At 68.3% G+C, this 18451-nt stretch carries 14 protein-coding genes; 4 read left to right on the top strand and 10 right to left on the bottom strand.

Translation table 11 applies throughout. The annotated features are described in order from the left end of the window. Window positions 1-20: 20 nt before the first annotated feature. Together ACXJKM_RS22930 and ACXJKM_RS22925 are read left to right on the top strand one after the other, a co-directional pair. Window positions 21-1871, top strand: coding sequence for an acyl-CoA synthetase (locus ACXJKM_RS22930; RefSeq protein WP_457355415.1), 1851 nt, complete (start codon window positions 21-23; stop codon window positions 1869-1871). Further along, complete coding sequence (locus ACXJKM_RS22925) at window positions 1859-2773, top strand: LysR family transcriptional regulator (protein ID WP_457355413.1); 915 nt, start codon at window positions 1859-1861, stop codon at window positions 2771-2773. The genes ACXJKM_RS22930 and ACXJKM_RS22925 overlap by 13 nt, the downstream gene beginning before the upstream one ends. Before the next feature lie 25 nt (window positions 2774-2798). Here ACXJKM_RS22925 and ACXJKM_RS22920 read toward each other — a convergent pair whose 3' ends face one another. The 10 genes from ACXJKM_RS22920 to ACXJKM_RS22875 form a co-directional block, all read right to left on the bottom strand. Beyond that, entirely contained in the window at window positions 2799-3851 is a 1053-nt protein-coding gene (locus ACXJKM_RS22920; protein WP_457355411.1) for a porin, read from the bottom strand. Window positions 3852-3989: 138 nt separating this feature from the next. Next, window positions 3990-4541, bottom strand: a complete 552-nt coding sequence (locus ACXJKM_RS22915) for a DUF4136 domain-containing protein (RefSeq protein WP_457355409.1) — start codon at window positions 4539-4541, stop codon at window positions 3990-3992. 101 nt (window positions 4542-4642) lie between these two features. Beyond that, on the bottom strand, window positions 4643-5152 hold the full coding sequence (locus tag ACXJKM_RS22910) for a helix-turn-helix domain-containing protein (RefSeq protein WP_457355407.1): 510 nt from the start codon (window positions 5150-5152) through the stop codon (window positions 4643-4645). Between the two features lie 12 nt (window positions 5153-5164). Next, window positions 5165-5899, bottom strand: a complete 735-nt coding sequence (locus tag ACXJKM_RS22905; RefSeq protein WP_457355405.1) for an MgtC/SapB family protein — start codon at window positions 5897-5899, stop codon at window positions 5165-5167. Window positions 5900-5903: 4 nt separating this feature from the next. Further along, on the bottom strand, window positions 5904-7286 hold the full coding sequence (locus tag ACXJKM_RS22900) for a patatin-like phospholipase family protein (RefSeq protein ID WP_457355403.1): 1383 nt from the start codon (window positions 7284-7286) through the stop codon (window positions 5904-5906). Between the two features lie 5 nt (window positions 7287-7291). After that, on the bottom strand, window positions 7292-8638 hold the full coding sequence (locus tag ACXJKM_RS22895; RefSeq protein WP_457355401.1) for a TolC family outer membrane protein: 1347 nt from the start codon (window positions 8636-8638) through the stop codon (window positions 7292-7294). Window positions 8639-8649: 11 nt separating this feature from the next. Next, window positions 8650-11727 (bottom strand): efflux RND transporter permease subunit, encoded by a 3078-nt coding sequence (locus ACXJKM_RS22890; protein WP_457355399.1) that lies wholly within the window; start codon window positions 11725-11727, stop codon window positions 8650-8652. Further along, window positions 11724-12827 (bottom strand): efflux RND transporter periplasmic adaptor subunit, encoded by a 1104-nt coding sequence (locus tag ACXJKM_RS22885; RefSeq protein ID WP_457355397.1) that lies wholly within the window; start codon window positions 12825-12827, stop codon window positions 11724-11726. The genes ACXJKM_RS22890 and ACXJKM_RS22885 overlap by 4 nt, the downstream gene beginning before the upstream one ends. A gap of 23 nt (window positions 12828-12850) precedes the next feature. After that, window positions 12851-13105 carry a hypothetical protein gene (locus tag ACXJKM_RS22880; protein WP_457355395.1) on the bottom strand — a complete coding sequence of 85 codons (255 nt, stop codon included), beginning with the start codon at window positions 13103-13105 and terminating at the stop codon, window positions 12851-12853. After that, the gene (locus ACXJKM_RS22875; protein WP_457355393.1) at window positions 13102-13326 is read right to left on the bottom strand and encodes a hypothetical protein; all 225 of its coding nucleotides are present in this window, start codon (window positions 13324-13326) and stop codon (window positions 13102-13104) included. The genes ACXJKM_RS22880 and ACXJKM_RS22875 overlap by 4 nt, the downstream gene beginning before the upstream one ends. A gap of 84 nt (window positions 13327-13410) precedes the next feature. Here ACXJKM_RS22875 and ACXJKM_RS22870 point away from each other — a divergent pair, with 84 nt between their 5' ends. Both ACXJKM_RS22870 and ACXJKM_RS22865 read left to right on the top strand, forming a co-directional pair. Further along, window positions 13411-16275, top strand: a complete 2865-nt coding sequence (locus ACXJKM_RS22870; RefSeq protein WP_457355391.1) for an ATP-binding protein — start codon at window positions 13411-13413, stop codon at window positions 16273-16275. Window positions 16276-16331: 56 nt separating this feature from the next. Further along, window positions 16332-18227 carry a diguanylate cyclase gene (locus ACXJKM_RS22865; RefSeq protein WP_457355389.1) on the top strand — a complete coding sequence of 632 codons (1896 nt, stop codon included), beginning with the start codon at window positions 16332-16334 and terminating at the stop codon, window positions 18225-18227. The last annotated feature ends 224 nt before the right edge of the window (window positions 18228-18451 follow it).

Here is an 18451-nt window from a genome sequence, read left to right as displayed (position 1 = left end):
CTCCCGACAAGGACGATCCCATGAACGGAATTGCCACCATTGCCGACGTGCTCGCCATCGAAGCCGCGCACGACGGCCCGCTGCCCGCCAGCACCTACGACGTGATCGCCGCGGCGGCACGCACCCATGCCAACGCGCCGGCGCTGTCCTTCTTCGCCCGCGTCGAGGATCATGCGAATCCGCTGGTCTGGACCTATGCCGAGCTGTTCGCCCGCATCACGGCCACCGCCAACTTCCTGCACGAGCTGGGCATAGGCGCCGGCGACGTCGTCGCCTTTGTGCTGCCCAATCTGCCGCAGACGCACCTGGCCATCTGGGGAGGCCAGGCGGCCGGCATCGCCTTTGCGATCAACCCACTGCTGGAGCCCGCCGCCATTGCAGACCTGCTGGCCGCCGCCCAGGCCAAGGTGCTGATCACGCTGGCCGGGCCGAGCTGGGCACGCCTGCAGTCAAGTCTGGCTGCGGTGCCGACCCTGGGTGACATCGTGCTGATCGATGCCGCCGAGATGCCCGCGGCTTCAGGCGCGCTGCGCCTGCATGACTTCGCCGAGGGCCTGCAGCGCCAGCCGGTGGACCGCCTGGTCAGTGGCCGCGTCATCCACCCGCAGGACCATTCGTCCTATTTCTGCACCGGCGGCACCACCGGCGCGCCCAAGATCGCGATGCGCACGCATGGCAACGAGGTGGCCAACGCCTGGAGCGTTGCGCAGTGGCTGGGTGGCGGCATCGCGGCCGGCAAGACCCTGTTCTGCGGCCTGCCGCTCTTCCATGTCAATGGCGCCCTGGTCACCGGCCTGGTTCCCTTTTCGCGCGGGGCCCATGTCATCCTCGGCACGCCTGCGGGCTATCGCGGCGAAGGCGTCATCCAGCATTTCTGGGAGATCGTCGAGCAGCACCGCATCAACTTCTTCAGCGGTGTGCCGACGGTCTATGCGGCGCTGATGCAGCAGCCCATCCAGGGGCGGGACCTCAGCTCGCTCGAATACGGCCTCTGTGGCGCCGCGCCCATGCCGGTGGAGCTGATGCGCTCCTTTCAGCGGCTCACCGGGCTGAAGATCCTGGAGGGCTATGGCCTGACTGAAGGCACCTGCGTCAGCACCTGCAACCCGCCGCGCGGCGAACGGCGCAGCGGCTCCATCGGCCTGCGACTGCCCCTGCAGGCCATGAAGGCGGTGTTGCTGGACGACGCGGGCCGCTATATGCGTGACTGCGAGCCCGACGAGGTCGGCCTCCTCGCCATCAGTGGCCCCAACGTCTTCAGCGGCTACAAAGTCGCGGAACACAACCGGGGCCTCTGGGTGGACTGCGCCGATGACCGGTACTGGCTGAACACCGGCGACCTTGGGCGCCAGGATGCCGATGGCTACTTCTACCTGACGGGTCGCAAGAAGGAACTGATCATTCGCGGCGGCCACAACATCGACCCCGCCAGCATCGAAGAACCGCTGCACCGGCATCCGGCCGTGCAGCTGGCCGCGGCGGTGGGCCGGCCCGACCCGCATGTGGGCGAGCTGCCCGTGGCCTATGTGCAGCTCAAGCCCGGCGCGGTGGCGACGGAGGAAGAGCTGATGTCTTTCGCCAAGGCCCAGATCAGCGAGCGTGCGGCCATTCCCAAGGCGATACGGCTGGTGGAGGCCATGCCGTTGACCAGCGTTGGCAAGATCTTCAAGCCGGCGCTTAGGGAGGGCGAGATCCTCGACGCGCTGCAGTCCGCGCTGGCCGAAGCGGGCGTCACCGCCGATATCGAGCTCGTCAACGATGCGCGGCTCGGCCTGCAATTGGATGTGCGTCTGGCCGAGGCGTCGACCGCGGCCGCGCGCGAGGTGCTGGGCCGCTTCCCCTTCCGCTTCGAACTGTCATGGACAAGCTGAGATCCATGGCCATGCTGCAGCGGGTGGTGGCCGAGAACGGCTTCAACGCCTGCGCCCGCAAGCTCGGGGTCTCGGCCTCGGTGGTCACGCGTCAGATCGGCGATCTGGAGAACCACCTGGGCGTGCGGCTGCTGCAGCGCACCGCGCGCCGCCTCGCCCTGACACCCGCCGGCGAGGCCTATCTGGGCCGCGTGGGCGACATCCTGATCAAGGTGGAAGAGGCCGAGGAGGTGGCGCGCAGCCATGCGCACGAGATGTCGGGCAGCATCCGCGTGACCTCACTGCCCGGCATGGCCACGCATCTGGTCGCGCCGGCGGTGGCCGAGTTCCGTCGCCAGCATCCCCACGTCACCATCGACTTGTGCTCCGACATGCTGGCCGCGCGCAGCATCGAGGCCAGCGACCTCACCCTGCTGACCGACCACATCACCGTGCCGTCCGAGACCATCGTGCGCCGCGTCGTCGATGGCACGTCCATCCTTTGCGCCTCGCCCGACTACCTCGGCCGCCACGGCGTGCCGCTGCTGCCGCAGGACCTACAAAGCCACGCCTTGGTGCGGCTGAGCCAGTCCGATAGTGCCGCCAAAGAGCTGCGCCTGAGCGACGAGACCGACCCAAGCCGCGAGGCCCACATCAGCCTCAGCCCCTTCCTGACCTGCAACGATCACGAGGCCGTGCTGCGCAGCACCTTGGACGGTGCAGGCATCAGCAGCCAGGCCTTGCAGGTCGCGGCACCGCTGCTCCGCAGCGGACAGTTGCAGCGCGTGCTGCCGTCCTGGGTCTCAGAGCGCTTCACGCTGGTAGCGGCCTTTGCCAGCCGCCGTCACCTGCCCATCCGAACCCGGGCCTTTCTCGACCATCTCATTGAGCATGCCGAGCGGGCCCGAGAAGCCGGCGCGTGAAGGTCACGCGCCGGCTTGACCGTCATCAGAAGCTGTGGCGGATGCCGACTTCATAGCCGGTCGAGTTCTTGCCGTTGTTCGGGTTCGCCATCGCCGGGCTGCTGTCGACGACGAAGCGCGCGGCCTGCTTGTTGTTGATATAGGACACGGTGCTGTAGAGCGAGGTGCGCTTGGACAGGTCATAGACATAGCCCACCGCCACCTGGGATGCGTCGTTGCCGTCCACATTGATGCCAGCGGGCGTGCTGCCCGAGGCGTCAATGTGGGTATAGGACAGACGCGCATAACCCGGCCCGACCGGCACCGCAGCACCGAGGTTGGCGATCGTGAGCTTCTCGTCGGCGTACTTGGCCTGGCTGACATAGCCGCTCAGTTTGACCACGCGCAGGTCGTAGGAGGCGGCGATGCTGCCGAGCTTGTACTTGTCCTCGGCGGTGCGCGCGAGCGGGCTCACGGTGGTCTCGCCGTAGGAGACCGACACGTCCAGCGGACCCGCGGCGTAGCCCAGGCGCAGGCCGTAGTACTTCTTGCCCGCGCTGCCTTCGCCAGCTGCAGCCGAGACCTGGCCGTAGACGCCGTGAAGATTGGAGGGCAGGAAGTAGCTGACCTGGTTGTCGGCGTATTCGAGCGTGTCGACATTGGTGCCCAGCTTGCCGACGAACTTGCTGGCATCGCCGACGCCGCTGGCGCCGAAGACGTCATAGCTGGCATAGCCGTTGTAGGTGGGCGTGTTGTCGCGGCCCAGGCGGACCTCACCGAAGCTGCCGAGCAGGCTGACGGTGGCGCGGCGGTTCCAGAAGCGTGAGCTGTCGGAGGCACTGCCAGTGTCGACGTTCAGGCCCGACTCCAGCCAGAAGCTGGCCCGCAGGCCGTTGCCAAGCTCTTCGGTGCCGCGCACGCCCAGGCGGCTCTTCTGCGCGCCGCTGGAGACCAACGAGGTCTGGTTCTCGTCGCCATTCTTGGTGTAGCGCGCGGCCACGTCGAGCACGCCGAACAGCGTCACATTGGTTTGGGCGCTGGCGAGGGCGGACACGCCGGCCAGCACAGACAACACGGCAGTCTTCTTGATACGGGTCATTCTTTCTTCAACTCTCTGATTTGCATTTCGCTGCACATGAACAGCGGGGAACAACGATTCAGCTTTGCCCAGCTCGTGGGCCCTGCGCTGCACGTCCTCTACAGGTCCGCCGGACCAGTGAGACCTGGTCTCGGCGACTTAGCGGGAAGCTGATGCGGTCGACGCGGTGGCGTGCTTGCCCGGCTTGATCGGGAAGCCTTTGAAGACCTCTGCGACGGCCTTGTCGGCGCCGGCGCCGACGTCGCGCAACATCTCGGGATTCACGCGGCCTTCGGCGGTGCCATGCCAGACCACGTCTTGGCGATGGGCGTCGTAGACATCAATGGCCAGGCGGCCCAGGCGGTAGTCCTCGGTCTCGACGGCGTCGCGTCCAGGGAAGCCGCCGGGTGCAGCGCGCAGGCCCTGCCGCTCTTCGACGACGGCGGCCAGATTGACCAGCATATCGGGCGCCAGCTCGTCAAACACATAGCCGCGGCCCTCCATCTGCTTGCGCGTCGCCGAGAGCAGCCGCCGTTCAACCAGGGAGGTGCTGCCGTCGGACCTCATCGGCAGGAAAGCGAAGGTGCGATAGGCATGGAAGTCGGCGTCGGGGTCCTGGATGCGCGACAGGTCGGGCCTGGCGGCGCAGCCAGCCAGGGCCAGGGCGGCCAGGCCCATCAGCAGTGCACGGCGGTGGGGGATGAAGTTCATGAGGTTCTCTCTTGGAAGTGCCCAGGCAGTGTGCTGAGTCGGGGCGCGGAAGTCGTCTCGCTGCGGTCTCGGCTCGGTCTCGCTTGGCGACCGTGCCCTGCTCAGCTCAGCAGTTGCAGGAGGGCTTCGATCAGCGCGTCGTCGCCCGGCTCATGGCGCGCTGGCGCCAGAAAGCGCTCCGCCGCAGCTCCGGTGAAGGCCGCGAGCAGCAGCGCGGCGAGGCCTTGCATCGGCAGCCCGGCCCGGATCTGCCCGCGGTCCACCAGGGCTTGCAAGGCAGCCGGCAACCAGGGGACGTGAATGTCGGGCTCCCCGCCTGCCGACGACAGGCGCAGTTGCATGGATATCGGCCAGCGCTGCGCGATCTCGGACCTAAGTCGGCGCAGCGTGCTGTCGAGATCGTGCGCAGCGTCCGATTCCGGCTCGGGGCGTTGCGCCATCGCCAGCTCGAACAGGGCGCGCTTGCTGCCGAACCTGAGCGCCAGGGCGCCCCAGGTCAGGCCGACGGCGGCCGCAACGTCACGCGTCTTCGCGTGGATGCCGCGCGCGACGAAGACCGGCCGCGCGCGCTGCAGGATGTCCTCGTTGCTGATTGTTCTGGTCCGTGCCATCGACGACTTGGCTCAGTGACGCACCGGCGCGATGCTGAAGCTGGCCACGCCTTCAGAAGCAGCGATCTCGTCGGCCAGCAGGGCTGGAGCCAGGGCGCTGGACCGGCTCAACGCGACGACGCTGAAGCGCCACACCGGTCGACCGTCGGCAAAGCTGATGCACAGGCTGTCGCGCAGCAGCCGATAGCCACGCGCGGCCGCGATGCCCGCGACGATGTCATAGGCCGGCGGATGGGAGGGCCTGAAGGTCAGCGAGACCTCCAGCGTCGCCCGTCCCGGCAGCATCAGCTCCACGCGGTGCAGCAGCGACATCGACAGCATGCACAGCAGCGCCAGCAGCAAGGCGGCGCCATAGAAGCCCACGCCCAGCAGCACGCCGATGGCCGAGGCTGCCCAGATGGACGCGGCCGTGGTCAGGCCGCTGATGCTCATGCCGTCCTTCATGATGACGCCGGCGCACAGAAAGCCGATGCCGGTGACGACGCCCTGCACGACCCGCGTCGGGTCAGCCAGCAGGTGCGGCGCAGTGCCGCCGTACCAGAGCGACGCATGCCCGACGAAGACCGTTAGCGCCGTGGAAGCCATGCAGACCAGGCCATAGGTGCGCATGCCCGCGGCCCGGCCGTTGAAGGAGCGCTCGTAACCCACCAGCATGCCCAGCAGCAGCGCGCCGACGAGGTTCAGGCCGATGAAGGCGTTGGCGGCCAGGAAGCTGCCGCTCCAGTAATGTTGCAGATCGCCAAGCATGGGATCAGTCGTCGGCGTGATCGGTGCCGGGCTCTGCACTCAGGTGCTCACGCAGGCGCTGGAAGGCCGGCGACTCGCGCAGCACCTCACGCCCGGCGCGCTGCAGTTGCCGCACCTGAATGGGCAGGATGGTGAGCGCGGTCGGCACATGCAACAAGCTGCGGCGCAGCTCAGGGTCCTTCAACTGGCGCAAGCCGATGTTGATGACATGGATCTCGGCATCGGCAGCGAAAGGGCTGCCCGGTCGGCCGCGTTCGGTCTTCAGCGCTTCGTTCATGCGGCGCGCCACGTCGTCGACCATCATGGTGGTCTCCTTGGTCAGCCGCGAGCCGGCGCCGAAGACCAGCGAGTCCAGCACTTGCAGGGTGCCCGGCACCTGGTCGCTGCCGTCGATGCGCTCGGCGGTGTCGCGTTCCGAGTTGACGCTGATCAGCACGATATGGCGCACCGAGCCTGGCTGGTGGCCCTTGAAGCTGGCCTCGAAGCTGCCGCCGGCGAGGGTGCGCTCCAACAGGCCGCGCACGCCGAGGTTGTCGACGACGCCGCCATCGACGAGATGGATGTAGGGCCTCTCCTTGGAGTCGCGATAGCTGTCGGCGATGAGGTCGAGCAGGCGGGCCGACAGATTGGCGCCCGCGGGAGTCGCATCGGAGGCGCGGGCCGGCTCCGGACATTCACCCGCGTAGTTGCGCAGCGTCAGCGGGCTGAGCAGCAGCGGCACCGAAGAAGAGGCCGCCACCGCGAAGGACAGCGGCACGCTGCCGAGGTCGGAGCAGATCAGAGCAAATTGCTCGGGCGTGAACTCGAAGGGGGCGCCCGATGTCAGGTCTGTGGCAGTCACCAGCAGCTGTGGCCGGCGCTGCTGCAGGTCGGCGAAGGTGGCGCCGCGAAAGACGCCGTCGAGCCGCTGGGCCAAAGCGTTGCCACGCCCCCACCTCGGCGAGGTGAGCTTGTACAAGGTCGACGGCGACAGCGCGTTGCGGATCATGCTGCCCTGGAAGTCGGTCAGCAGGAAGTCGGGCTCGAAACGCGTGAACACCTCGTCGCCRAAKGCCGCGTAGTAGCYYGCCAGCACGCTGCCGCCGGAGACGCCGCTGAYCAGCCCGACCTCGTCGAGCAGGCTGGTCGAGCGACCCTCCCATTCGAAGCGCGTCGCCTTCAACTCCTGCAGCACGCCCAGGCCGAAAGCCGCGGCGCGCGCGCCACCGCCGGACAGGGTCACGGCGGCGATGATGGAAGACGAAGCAGTCGTCGCGGCTGGCGTGATCGGCGGTGCAGCCGATTCAGCATTGATCGGCTGGTTGATCCAGGGCCGCGCGGTCGAGCAGGCCGCCAGGCAGGCGGCCGTCAACAGCGGCAGCAGCCTGAGCAGGGGATGGCGTCTCATGAGTCTCAGCGGGCGGTCAGCCAGCCATTGACGGCGCGCAGCTCGGCTTCGCCGAGTTCGCCGGCCGCGGCAGACAGGCGCACACGGCCGAGCAGATAGTCCAGCCGCGCCTGCACGAGATCGAACTCGGCGGTGAAGGCGCGCTGCTGGGCGTCCAGCACATCGAGTTCGGTGCGCGTGCCGACATCGCGGCCCAGAGAAGTGGCTTCCAGCGCCGTGCGCGCCGAGGTCAGTGACTGCTCGGCCGCACTGATGCGCGACACCCCGGTGCGGACGGAGAGATAGGCGTCCTGCACCTGCAGGCGCACGTCGCGCTTGGCGGCGGCCAAGTCGTGCTCGGCTTCGCGCTTGCGTGAGACGGACTCGCGCTCTTTGGAGTCCAGCCCGCCGCCCGAGTAGAGCGGCACGCTGAACTGCAGGCCGACATAGCCGCTGCGGTCATTGTTCGGGGCAACAGCGGGCGACAGGTCGCCGCTCTGGCCACGATGGGTGTAGCTGGCGACCAGGCTCAGCGTCGGTCGGCCGGAGGCGCGGTATTTGTCGATTTCGACGCCAGCGATCTCCAGCTGCGAGCGCTTGGCCCTCACCATGGGGCTCTGGTCCTCGCCCTTGACCTGCCAGGCCGCCAGGCTGTCGGGCTCGGGCGGCGTGGCGGGCTGGGCCGCGGCGAGCGCGGCAAGGTCCAGCGCCTGGGCGCCAGTCGTTTCCTCGAACTGCGCGCGGCGCAGTTCCAGCGTGCTGCGGGCGCTGATCTCCTTGCTCAGGATCTGGTCGTGGCGGGCCTTGGCTTCCTGCAGGTCCGTGGCCTTGCCGCGGCCGACGTCGAAGCGCGCCTGAGCCCGGTCGCGCTGCATCGCGATGGCCGCCTTCTCGGCCAACGTCACGCGCAGCGCCTCCTCGGCATGCAGCACGCCGAAGTAGGTCTCGGCGACGCGCTGCGCGATGGCCTGCCGGGCATGGCTGAACTGCGTCTCGGCCAGCACGGCCTGTTGGTGCAGCTGCTGCTTCTCGGCGCGGGCCGTCATGTCGTACAGGGGCTGGGTCAGCTGCACCGCCACCTGCCTGACCGTGCCCGAGCCATGCTCGGCCGCGCCGGCTGCGGCATTGGCGGCATTGCGGTCGTCGAGGCGGCCAAGGTTGGCCTGCAGGCCCACGCGGGGCTTCAGCAGGGCGTCGCCCTGTATGGCCTTTTCGCGGCCGGCCGCCAGCGCCTCGTCGGCGGCCAGCTTGGCGGGGTCGTGCTGCAGCGCCTGCTCATAGGCGCCGACGAGGTCGAGGGCCTGGGCTGCGAAGGTGTGCAGCGCCAGGGCGATGAGTACCGCCAAGCGGGCGGTTTTGAAGGTCCTGTTCATGGCCTGTGCTTTCACGCCTCAAGCGGCGTTGAGGGTGAGACGGGAAGGGGGCGCTTGGCCCGGTAGAAGCTGGCGTAGAGGGCCGGCAGGAAGACCAGGGTCAGCACCGTGGCGACGGCCAGGCCGCCCATGATGGCCCAGGCCATCGGCCCCCAGAAGACCGAGCGGGTCAGCGGCACCATGGCGAGGATGGCGGCCAGGGCGGTCAGCACGATGGGCCGCAGGCGGCGCACGGCGGACTCGACGATGGCGGTCCACAGCGGCGCACCGGCTTGCAGGTCCTGATCGATCTGCACAACGAGGATGACCGAGTTGCGGATGATCATCCCGGCCAGCGCGATGACGCCCAACATGGCGACGAAGCCGAAGGGGATCTGGAAGGCTGCCAGGATGGTGCTGACACCGATCAGGCCCAGCGGCGCCGTCAGCAGCACCAGCAGCATCTTCTTCATGTCCTGCAGCTGGATCATCAGCAGCACGAGCACCGCGATGAGGGTCGCCGGCATCACCGCATTGATGGACTTCTGCGCCTTCTCGCTCGATTCCTGGGCACCGCCCACATCGACGCCATAACCCAGCGGCAGTTCCTTGGCCAGGGCCTCGATCTTGGGCAGCAGGGCACGCGTCACGTCGGGCGCTTCGGCGCCGGTGATGTCGGCACGCACCGTCAGCGTGGGCACGCGGTTGCGACGCCACAGCTGGCTGTCCTCACTGTCCAGCGTCACCCGGGCGACCTGGGAGACCGGCACGAACTTGCCGTCGCGCAGATAGATCTTGGCGTCCTTGAGGTTGTTGAGATCGGTGCGCTCGGGCTGTACCAGGCGGGCGACGACGTCGATGTCCTGGTCAGCCTCGCGGTACTGGGTGATGGGCGTGCCCGAGATGGAGCCTTCCAGTGCCTGCTTGATCTGGCGCGAGGTGATGCCCAGCGCGCGGGCCTTGTCCTGGTCGACGTCCACGCGCACGCGCTTGGTCCGCTCGCCCCAGTCCTGGTTGACCTGGCGCACATGCGGGTTGCCACGCACCACGGCGGCGACGCGGGCGCCGATCTCGGCGACGCGGTCGAGGTCCTGGCCATAGACGCGGAACTGCACCGGATAGCCGACCGGCGGGCCGTTCTCCAGCCGGTTGACGCGGCCGCGCACGTTCGGCAGGTCGTTGGCGAACAGGCCCTGGATCTTGGCCAGCACGCGTTCGCGCGCCTCGCCGCCCTGGGTCATGATCATGATCTCGCCCAGGTTGAGGTTGGGCGTCTGCGCGTCCAGCGGCAGGTAGAAGCGGGGGCTGCCGTTGCCGACGTAGCTGGTGACGGCGACGACGTCCTTGTCATCCTTCAGCGCGGCCTCCAGGCGCTTGACCTCGCGCTCGCTGGCTTCGAAGGTGGAGGCCTGCGGCATCCACAGGTTGACCATCAACTCAGGCCGGTCCGAGGCCGGGAAGAACTGCTGCGGCACGAACTTGAACAGCGCGATGGAGCCGACGAAGGCGGCCACCGTGATGCCGATCACCCAGCCGCGGCGCCGCAGGCAGAAGTCGACGAAGCGGCGGAAGCGCACATAGAAGCCCTTCTGGTAGACCGCGTCCTCGTCATGGTGGGCGTTGGCGTGCTCCTTGAGGAGCTTCACACCGATATAGGGCGTGAACAGCACGGCGACGATCCACGACAGCACCAGCGAGATGCCGACGACCTGGAACAGCGAGTAGACGTACTCGCCCGTGCCCGACTTCGCAAAGCCCACCGGCAGGAAACCCGCCGCCGTGATCAGCGTGCCCGTCAGCATCGGGAAGGCCGTTGCCGTGTAGGCGTAGGTTGCCGCGCGGAACTTGTCCCAGCCCTGTTCGAGCTTGAGTTCCATCATCTCGACGGCAATGATGGCGTCGTCCACCAGCAGGCCCAGCGCAATGATGAGCGCGCCCAGCGAGATGCGCTGCAGCTCGATGCCCATCAGATACATCGCCAGGAAGGTCAGCGCCAGCACCAGCGGGATGGACAGGGCCACCACCAGGCCGCTGCGCACGCCCAGCGACAGGAAGCTGACCACCAGCACGATGATGACGGCCTCGGCCAGGCTCTTCTTGAACTCGTGCACCGACTCCTCGACGACGCGGGGCTGGTCGCTGACGGCATGGATCTGCACGCCGACCGGCAGGCTGGCCTGCACCCGCTTGACGGTCTCGTTGAGCTGCTCGCCGAGATGAATGACGTCGCCGCCCTTGCGCATGCTCACGGCCAGGCCAATGGCCTCGGTGCCGTTGAAGCGCATCTTGACCACGGCGGGGTCGACGAAGCCGCGCTTGACGGTGGCGATGTCGCCGAGCCTGAAGGTACGGTCGCCGGCATGGATGCCGAGTTCGCGGATGCCATCGACCGAGTCGAACTCGCCGCTGACGGTCAGGCGCACCTGCTCGCCGGTAGTCTGCACCGTGCCGGCCGCGGCGACGGCATTGGTCTGGGCCAGCGTCGCGGCGATCAGCGCCGGGTCGATGCCCAGCGACGCCAGCTTGGCATTGGAGACCTCGACATAGATCTTCTCGTCCTGCTTGCCGATCAGGTCAACCTTGTTGACGTCCGCCACGCGCAGGAATTCATTGCGCGCCGCATCGGCGAACTGGCGCAGCTGGGCGTTGCTGAAACCCTGGCCCGTGAGGGCGTAGACATTGCCGAAGGTATCGCCGAACTCGTCGTTGAAGAAGGGGCCCTGCACCTCGCGAGGCAAGGTGTGGCGCATGTCGCCGATCTTCTTGCGCACCTGGTACCAGACGTCGGGCACGGCAGCGCCGGACGTCGAGTCGCGCAGGTTGACCTTGATCTGTGTCTCACCGGGGCGCACATAGGTCGACGTGTAGTCGATCTCGGCGATCTCCTGCAGCTTCTTCTCGATCTTGTCGGCCACCTGGTCGGCCATCTGCTGGGAAGAGGCACCCGGCCAGTAGGTCTGTACGACCATGGTCTTGATCGTGAACTCCGGGTCCTCCTTCTGACCCAGGCTGCCATAGGCCAGCACGCCGGCCACCGTCAGCAGCATCAGCAGGAAGGCGATCATCTGCGGGTGCTTGAGCGCCCACTCGGACAGGTTGATGCCCTTCATTTCGCTGCTCCCGACGCTGCGGCCGAGGCGGTCGGCAGCTTGACGAGCTGACCGGGCTGCAGCATGTGCACGCCGGCCGTGACGACGGTCTCGCCGCCATTCAGCCCGGAAGTCACCAGCACGGCCTCGTCCTGGGCGCTGCCCAGCGTCACCTGACGCAGGCCGACCCGCGAGGTCTTGGGATCGACGATCCAGACCTGGCGCCGCCCGTCCTTGTCGACGATGGCCGTCAGCGGCAGGCGGATGGCGCTGGCGCCCTCGATGTTGTCGACCTGCACAGAAGCCGTCATGCCCAGGCGCAGCAGTTGCGGGTCGGGCTGGCGGATGGAGATGCGCGCCGAGTAGGTGCGCGTGACGCTGTCCGTGCCCGGCGCCAGCTCGCGCAGCACGCCGGTCCAGCTCTGCCCGGGGTGGGCCCAGACGGCCACCTGCAGCGTCGTGGCGCGGCGCAGCTCGTCGATGCGCGACTCGGGGATGCTGATGGCCACCTCGCGCTCACCGTCGGCTGCGATGGTGACGACCGGTTGACCGGCGGCGACCACATGGCCGGCCTCGGCCGTGATGGCCGTCACCACGCCGTCGCGGTCGGCCGTCAGCACGGTATAGCCACGCTCGTTCTCGACGGCCTCGCGCTGCGCCTTCACGGCACGCAGCTGGGCTTCGGCCTGGTCGAGGGCGAGCTTCTGCTGGTCCAGTTCGGCAGGCGACGCGAACTTGCGCGCCAGCAGCGCTTCAGTGCGCTGCAGATCGATGCGGGCCTGGGCGACGCGGCTCTTGGCGGCGTCAACATCGGCGCTGGCGGCCACCACATGCAGGACCTCCTGCTCGGGGCTCAGGCGCATCAGCGGCTGGCCGCGCTTGACCGTGCTGCCGACCTCGACGAGGCGAGCGGCGATCTTGCCGGACGTGCGAAACCCCAGGCGGCTCTCGTAGCGTGCAACGACCTCGCCGGAGTACCTGGCGCTGACCGTGCCGGCACTGCGGCCCGCGACGATGCTCTGCACGGGGCGGACTTCCTCGTGCGCCTCGGGCTCTTTGTGCTGGCAACCCGCCAGAAGGATGGCCATGGCCAGGGGCGTGACGGCCCGTTTGATCTGCATTGCTGTTCTCCGGTTTTGCATGACTACTTGACCGAGTAGCCCGGGCCGGCCAGGCAGGCCCCGAGCGCTCGCGCATGAACTTGTGGATCGCCCGGCGGCGCCGGTGCGGCTATCTCTGCGGCCCATTCGTCGCAGTCGCGTGGGTCTTGGTGCTGTGGCGCTGAGCGCTGCGCCAGCGACGGATAGGCGACGAACTCGGGCGGCACGTCCAGCACGGCGGCCGCGACGAGGGCGCTGGCCCCGGTCAGCGCGATCAGCAGGGTCAGGCGCGTGCTCATGGGGCGGGGTCCTCGGGTGGGGCCGGCTCGGCCTGAAGCTGAGCCGCATGGCAGGCAAGCCAGTCAAGCAGGGCCGGGCTGCTGGCAAAATCCGCCCAGTCGCCGCTCGCGACATGCTGGATGCGGCCCATCAGCAAGCCCTCCGCGGGGCGTGCATCCCGGTGCAGCCGCAGCACATAGGCACCGGCGGCGGGATGGATCGGATGTGGGTTCAATGTCATGTCCGGCAGTCTGGAGATCCGCCGCTCACAAGTCGTCTTGAGACGGTCTCGATTCGGTACTGATCACATGGCCCCAGGGCTCGAATGAACGAAACAACCCTCGTGCAAGCCCGCTTTGGGCGCTTCCGGCTGGACGAAGCCGAGGCCCGCCTGGAGCAGGACGGCACGGCGATCGAGCTGGCGCCGCGGGCCTTCCAGGTGCTGTGCGAACTGGTGCGCCGGGCCGGCCAGCTGGTGGCCAAGGACGCGCTGCTGGATGCCGTCTGGGGCCACCGCCATATCAACGAGGCGGCGCTGAAGAATGTCGTCAGCCAGGTGCGCCAGGCCCTGGGCGACGACGCCCGTGAGTCGGTCTATATCGAGACCGTGCCGCGTCGCGGCTACCGCTTCATCGCACCACTGGGCGAGGGTGCCGCTGCGCCAGCGGGGCTTGTGCGGCCTGTGCAGGCCGGCTCAGATGACGGCCTGGTCGGTCGCGCCACGGTGCTGGCGCAGTTGCACGAGGCCCTGGCGGCTGCGCGAGTGGGCCAGCGCCAGCTTGTGTTCCTGGTCGGCGAGGCCGGCATCGGCAAGAGCAGCGTGGTCGAGCGCTTCACGGCCAGCGCGGACGTCCGACTGGCGTTTGGCCAATGTGCCGAGCACTATGGCGCTGCCGAGCCCTATCTCCCCGTCCTGGAGGCGCTCAATGGCCTCTGCCGCTCAGCGGGCGGCGACGCGGTGGTTGGCCTGCTGCGGCGGGTGGCGCCGACATGGCTCTTGCAGCTGCCGTGGTTCGTTGAGGACGAGGACCGGCGCGAGCTGCAGCGCGAGGCCGCGGGCGTCACCCAGGACCGCATGCTGCGCGAGTTCGGCGAGTTCACCGACCGCCTCGCGGCCGAGCAGCCGCTGCTGATGGTGCTGGAGGACCTGCACTGGAGCGACCATGCAACCGTCCAGCTGCTGGGCTATCTGGCGCGGCGCCGCGGGGGTGCCGCGCTGATGCTGCTGGCCAGCTTCAGGCCCACCGAGCTCATCGTCCAGGATCATCCGCTGACCGGCCTGAGGCAGGAGCTGCGCCTGCGGCGGCTGTGCCGCGAGATCGACCTCGAATACCTGTCCGAGGCCGAGCTCGGCGACTTCCTGGCGACGCGGCTGGGCCAGGCGGCACCGGAGGACTTCGTCCGTGTGCTGCACGCAAGCACCCTGGGCCTGCCGCTGTTCGTGCAGGCCGTAGTGGAGGAGCTGTGCGCCAGCGGCAAGCTGCTGCCGACCGAGGCGGGTTGGACTTATCCCGACCCGCACACGCTGACCGTGCCGCGCGGCATCGCCGGCGTCATCGAGGGGCAGATCAGCCGCCTGTCGCCCGACCAGCAGCGCGCCCTCGGCGCAGCCAGTGTCTGCGGGGTGGACTTCCTGCACCTGCCGCTGGCCGAGGTGGCCCAGATCCCGGCGGAGCAATTGCAGACCCTGCTGGAGGATGCCTCTGCCCGCCTGCCATGGCTGGGCAGCGGTGGCGCCAGCGCCCTGGCCGATGGCCGCATCGCCGCGCGCTATACCTTTGCGCATGCGCTGTACCGGCAGGTGCTCTACGAGCGACTGCCGGCGCTGCAGCGCATGCAATGGCACCGCCAATGGGCCGCGGCCTTGGCGGCGGCCCATGCTGATTCCAGTGTCGAGTTGGCAGCCGAGCTGGCCTTGCATTTCGAGCGCGGCGAGGCGCCGGTGGAAGCGGCCGCGCAGTACGCCCTCGTTGCGGCGCGTGCGATGGGACTGGGTGCCCCGCAGGAGGCCTTGCAGGCGGCGCGCCATGGCTTGCGACTCGCGGCTGGCCGCATGACGGCGGTTCTGGAGCAGGACCTGCGTTCTCTCGAAGCTGTGGCGCTCACACGCCTGCTGGTCATCACGGACCCCGAGGTTGCCGCGGCCTTCGCGCGCGCCCGCGCCCTCGGCCCCACCGACGGCCCTGGCTGGCAGCGCAGCTTGCAGGGTTGCTGGTGGGTCCATTTCGCGCGCGCCGAGTTTGCGCAAGCCAGCGCGCTGGCGACCGAGATGCTGGCCCTGGCCGAGCAGCAAGGTGATCTGGCGCTGCGCCTGGCCGGCCTGAACGCCCTCGGTCTCGTTCAGATGTCGATAGGCGAATTCCGCGATGCACGTACGCAACTGGAGAGCGCGATGGACCTGCATGCCGACCTGCCCGCGCCCCTGGCCGCGACCAGCTTCGTGCAGGACCCCGGCGTCGAGGCGGTGTTCGCGCTGGTGCTGGTCTACTGGATTACCGGCCAACCCAAGCGCGCGCGCGAGCTGGCCGAGAGCGCCGTCTCGCGTGCCGTAGCCAGCCGGCATCCGCTCAGCGAAGCCATGGCCCTGTACGCCGCCTCCATCCTGCATTGCCTGGCCGGCGAGTTCGAAGCCGCCCATGCGTTGACGGAGCGCATTTACGCCCTCATCCGCGAGCAGTCGCTGCCGGAGAAGCGCAGCGGTTTCGCCTGGCTGCATGGCCAGGCCGTCGCGGCCCTGGGCTGTGCCGACGAAGGCCTCGACGAGATGCGTACCGCAGCACAGGACGCGCGCCAGATCGGCATGCGCACCGGTCTGTGCGGCTTTCACTATCACTATGCATTGGCCTGCCGGCTTGCCGGTCGGCATGAAGAGGCCCGAGCCTCGGTTGCCGCCGGTCTGTCCCTGGCTGATGAGAGCGGCGAGCGAACTGTGTCGGCCCTGCTGCTTGGCCTGCAAGGGGAGATTGAGATGACGGGTGGCGATAGTGCAGCCGCAACTGCCACCTGGCAGCGCGCCAGGCAGATGGCACGCTGCCATGGTGCCGTCTTCCATGAGTTGCTTGTCTTGGCGGCCGCGCAGGCGCACGGGTCGACGGCTGCCGATCCGGATCGACTCAGCGAGTTGCTGACTCACTACGAACAAGACCCGAGTCCGGTGGTCGCCAGCGCTCGCAAGGTCGCCAGCGCCTGATCCGAGCGCGACAATCGGGTCACTCGCGCAGCGGTGCGCGTCGAGGCTCGCATGTCATGAACATGGGCTCACTGAAACTGAGGCTGGCACTGGCTAGCGCCCTGCTGATCGCACTGAGCGTGGCCATCACGGTGATTCTCTCGGTGCGCGAAGTGCAGCAGCGCACCGAGGACACCATCCTCGCCTCCAACCTCGGTGTGGCCCAGCTCGCGGCGACGCTGTCGGCCAACGTCATCGAGCACCAGCGCGCTCTGGTCGCCGCAGCTCAGTCTTGGCCCAAGGGCCAGGCGGCGGACCCGGCTCGCGTGCGCGACTTCCTGGCCCAGCAGACGGTGCTGCGCACGCTGTTCAACCACGTGATCATTGCGCCCGCCGACAGTCTGCCGGTTGACCGCTATGGCCAGCCCCACCTGGTGCAGACCGCCGCGGCCGCGGGCGCGCCTGACCTGCCGCACATCCTGCTGTCCCGTCCGCTGCCAGCCGCCGATGGCAAGACGTCTTTGCTTGCTGGTGTGCTGCAGCTCGGTGCGCCCAACTTCCTGACCAGCATCGCCCAGGTGGCTCAACTGGACGACCTGCGCATCCGCACCATCGTTGCCGACCAGCAAGGCCGTGTGCTCGCGCATGCCGACGACGGACGGCTGATGACCCAGGTCGACGACGATGCCGACCTCAGCCCGGCGGTGACGCGTTGGCGCCAGCAGGGCAGCCCGCTGGAGGCGACGCCGTGGACCGGTCGCTATGGCGAGCAGTTCATCGCCATGGCCGCCGTGCCAGGCACCGACTGGATGCTGTTCCGACTCAGCAAAGCCGAGGCCCTGTTTGGCGTGGCCAGCCGTTCAATCACGCGGACCATCGCTCTCGGCGTCGTCGTCGGCCTGGTGGGGGCACTGGCCATCTTCGGATTCACGGCCTGGCTGCTGCGCCCACTGGGGGCGCTGCGCCAGCGGGCGTTGCTGGCCCTGGACCCGGCCCAAGCACCTGAGAAGGGCTGGCCCGATGCAGGCGGCGAGGTCGGCGAACTCGCCAGCGTGCTCAAGCATGTCAGCGAGCAATTGGCGGCCAGCCACGCTGATATCGAGCAGTCTCTTCAGCGCATGCAGGCTGTGATGGCTCACGCGCCGGTGGGCATCGCCTTCATCAATGAGGGCCGTATCGAGCTAGCCAGCAACCACCTCGAGAGCATGCTGGGCTATGAGCCCGGAGAGCTGATCTGCCATTGGGAGGCGCTGGTGGCGCCAGAGGTCTCGAGCGAAGCGCTGCGCGCGGCGACCACGTCGGCCTACGAGTCCGGACAGAACTTCGAGACGGAGTTGCCCTTGCGGCGCCGCGACGGCTCGACGCTTTGGGCACGGCTGTACGGCGCCGCGGTCCAGGGCACCCGGGGTCGCAGGATCTGGATCGCCACAGATGCAACCGAGGTTCGGCGCCAGCGAGAGGATCTGCAGTGGACCGCTTCGCACGATCCACTCACCGAGCTCGTCAACCGACGCGAGTTCGAACGGAGGCTGGGCCAACTGGTGGCCGACCGCCGGCGCCATGAGGCGGCCTGCGCCCTCTTCATCGATCTGGATCATTTCAAACAGGTCAACGACCTCAAGGGCCATGCTGCGGGCGATGACATCCTCAAGAAGATGGCCCAGGTGCTGCGCACCTGCGTGCGCTCGGGCGACACGGTCTGCAGGCTGGGCGGCGACGAGTTCGCGGTGCTGCTGCCCGCCTGCAACCTCGACCGAGGCCTGTTGATCGCCGAGCAGATGCGCTCCGGCATCGCCAGCGAGGGCGTCAGTGATGGCGATACCGCGCCGGGCGTGACGGCGAGCATCGGGGTTGTCGAGATCGACACGCGCCCGCAGTCACTGGCCGAAGTGCTGGAAGCGGCGGACAAGGCCTGCTATGCCGCCAAACACGCCGGGCGCAATGCGGTGCGCTGCGCCGCCGTTCGACCGTGACCATGGGTCGACAGCGGCAATTTTGAAGCACGTGAACGCTGCTGCACGCCGGCGTGCGGCGTTGCGTCAACGTTGCACACATCAGGCACGATTTCTCTGAAGGTCAGTTCTCGGATGTGCACCAGCCACTCAGCCCGAAAACTGGCCGCGACCGGTATCGGCGGCAGCGGTCATTGAGCCGCCACGTTTGGGAGACAGCCCCCGTCAGGCTGCTACAGCGGTGA

The organism is Roseateles sp. P5_D6 (assembly GCF_054049415.1).
The sequence above is the reverse complement of the archived record's forward strand: the minus strand, read 5'-3'. Positions and strand labels throughout refer to the sequence as shown.